Source organism: Tardiphaga sp. (assembly GCF_044340795.1).
In the GTDB taxonomy this organism is placed as follows: Bacteria; Pseudomonadota; Alphaproteobacteria; order Rhizobiales; family Xanthobacteraceae; genus Tardiphaga.
The window spans coordinates 1-2,724 of record NZ_JBIISY010000432.1; the positions used below are offsets into that span (position 1 = coordinate 1).

Annotated in this window: 4 protein-coding genes; all 4 read right to left on the bottom strand. The window is 59.0% G+C overall.

Annotated elements, in window-relative coordinates; genetic code table 11:
• A partial coding sequence (locus ACIQ17_RS32740) for a LysR family transcriptional regulator (RefSeq protein ID WP_398473735.1) occupies positions 1 to 631 on the bottom strand: 631 nt, incomplete at its 3' end.
• A 154-nt stretch (positions 632 to 785) separates the two neighbouring features.
• Positions 786 to 1,523 carry an SDR family NAD(P)-dependent oxidoreductase gene (locus ACIQ17_RS32745; RefSeq protein WP_398473736.1) on the bottom strand — a complete coding sequence of 246 codons (738 nt, stop codon included), beginning with the start codon at positions 1,521 to 1,523 and terminating at the stop codon, positions 786 to 788.
• A gap of 88 nt (positions 1,524 to 1,611) precedes the next feature.
• A complete protein-coding gene (locus ACIQ17_RS32750) occupies positions 1,612 to 2,325 on the bottom strand; it encodes an ABC transporter ATP-binding protein (RefSeq protein WP_398473737.1) in 714 nt (237 codons plus the stop codon).
• Positions 2,326 to 2,327: 2 nt separating this feature from the next.
• A partial coding sequence (locus ACIQ17_RS32755; protein WP_398473738.1) for an ATP-binding cassette domain-containing protein occupies positions 2,328 to 2,724 on the bottom strand: 397 nt, incomplete at its 5' end.

Sequence of the window (2,724 nt, forward strand, 5' to 3'; positions counted from 1 at the left end):
CAATATACGATTGCACCAGCGACCCGAAACTCTGGTTTTTCGCGGGCAGGACGAGCTTGATATTGTCCATCTTGCCGAGATCGCAGGGCTGGAACGGCGGTCCGTTCAACGGCATGCCCGACATCAGCACGACGCGGTCGCGGTACAGAAGCTTCTGGATCAGCCCCCCCTCCTCGGATGGACGCACGCCAAGTGCAAAATCGACCTGCCCTTCTCGAACCCAATCGACAAGCGTACCGGTATACGCTTCCGAAATGGTCAGGCGGACATCCGGATAGCGCTCCATAAAAGGCAGCAGCACATTGCGCAGCACACCGCGATTGAACGATCCCGGCAGACCGACCCGCACAGAACCTGAGATGGAGGCGAGCTCGCTCGCGCCTGACAGCTCCTCCTGCGCCTGAGCAAAATTGCGCGCGATCGGAATACAGCGCTCATAGAACTTGCGGCCAGCTTCGGTCGGCTCAACGCCGCGGGCCAATCGATTGAACAGAAGCACGCCAAATTCGTCTTCGATCCGGCGTATCTGCATGCTGAGCGCGCTCTGCACGACATTCGCTCTAGCAGCCGCTTTGCTGAAGCTTCCTTCCTCAAAGACCCACATGAAATAGTTAATCTGCTTGAAATCCATCGCCACCACCTCGCGGAGATATATCCCTCACAGGATCTGAGCCCGTAACGCCTATCACCGGCGCCAGGCATGGCGTCGCGCTTTAAAGCATCACACCGAGCCGCCGATACGGGAGCGGGCGTCCCCTACTCCGTTTCACCACGCGGCCCGCCACTCAGTTCATGACGGAGCCGCCATCGACGGAAAGCGTCTGCCCCGTCACGAAATCGCTTGCGGAAGACACCAGGAACAACAATGCGCCGATCAAGTCGTCGGGACCCGCGTCGCGCGACAAGGCACGGCTCTTGATGTTTCGCTCGATGACATCGGGTGTCCACGCGCTGTTCTGCCGGACATTGTCGTTCATGGTGAGGCCAGGCGAGAGATTGTTGACGCAAATTCCGTCTGCACCGAGTTCGCGCGCCAAGGCTCGCGTCATCGCAATCACGGCGCCTTTTGAGGCAACATAGTGAAGAAGACCGGGTGTTCCCTTGATCGCCGTGCCAGACGCGATGTTGACGATCTTGCCGCCGCCGACCGCCTTCATGTGCGGAGTCACTGCCTTCACACATTCGAAGGTACCGCGGACGTTCACCGCCATCACCTGATCCCACGCATCGTTTGAGATGTCGCTGAAAGGCTGGATCGGCAGATTGGTGAAGAGGCCGGCATTATTGATCAGGATATCGATCCGCCCGTGGAGCGCCACCGTCCGGGACACGACGGTGGATACCGATGCTGGATCGCAAACATCCATGCTCATGGCGACGCAACTACCGCCGGCGGCAGAAATCGCAGCCGCGACAGGCTCCGCTGGATGCAGATCGGCGATGACGACTTTGGCAGCATTGGCAGCAAGCGCCGCTGCAAATGCGGCACCCAGGCCCTGGGCTCCACCAGTAACGATCGCCACTTTACCATCCAGCATCGCCATACCCACTCTCTGCAAACGCCTCGCCGAAACGAGGCCTCGATTTCAACCGCGCGGCCAGCCGATCCGGCTAATGTCCGCCATCGCCGAGATAGGCCTCCTGAATCCGTGGATCAGCCCTCAATGTCTCGATCGGACCTTCGATGGAGATGCGCCCATTCTCCATGACATAGCCATAGCTCGCGACATCCATCGCGATAGCCGCATTTTGCTCAACGACCAAGACGGCAACGCCTCGTTCGTTGATTTTTCGAACCTGCGCGAAGATCTCTTGGACCAGAATGGGTGCAATACCAAGCGATGGCTCGTCCAGCAGCAGCAACGACGGACGCGACATCAGCGCCCTGCCAATGGCCAACATCTGCTGTTCGCCGCCCGACAAAGTGCGCGTATTCTGGCTTCGACGCTCGGCCAACCTCGGAAACATCTCGAAAACCTGTTCGAGACTTTCTCGGATCTCGGCTTTGTCGTCGCGCGTAAATGCGCCGAGCATCAGATTTTCCATGACGCTCATATTAAGAAAAAGCTCACGCTGCTCGGCGACCAGTGCAACGCCGCGACGCACCAATGAATGCGCTGGAACGCCAGCGCATTCATCACCCCGATATGCAATCGTACCGGACCAAGCCTTGATCAGTCCGGCGATCGTATTGAGCGTCGTCGACTTTCCGGCGCCATTGGCACCGAGCAACGTCACAACCGAGCGATCCGGCACTTTGATCGATACATCGTTCAGGACCTGGACCGTGCCATATCCAGCATTCAGATTGGAAATTTCGAGCATAGTCAGTGTCCCAGATAGGCAGCAATCACGGCAGGGTCCTGGCGGATTTCGAGCGGGGCGCCTTCCGCAATCTTCTGCCCAAAGTTCACAACTGTGATGCGGTCCGAAACCCCCATCACGACTGGCATCACATGGTCGACCAGCAGAATGGTCATGCCGAGCCTGTCCTTGAGCATGCGCAACACCCCGTTGAGCTCGTCGATCTCGCCTGCGCGCAGACCTGCAGCGGGTTCGTCGAGCAGAAGCATCTTCGGCTCCGCCGCCAGAGCACGCGCAAGCTCAAGGCGACGCATCTTTGCGAACGGCAGATAGCGCGCCTCCGTCGCTCGCTGATCGCTGAGACCCACGAGTTCCAAGAGCTCGGCGACACGCTCATCGATGCGTCGCTCCGCTTGCAGT

Excerpts from the sequence above, each read along its gene's own strand:
- ACIQ17_RS32750 (WP_398473737.1), bottom strand. The coding sequence starts at position 2,325 with ATGCTCGAAATTTCCAATCTGAATGCTGGATATGGCACGGTCCAGGTC.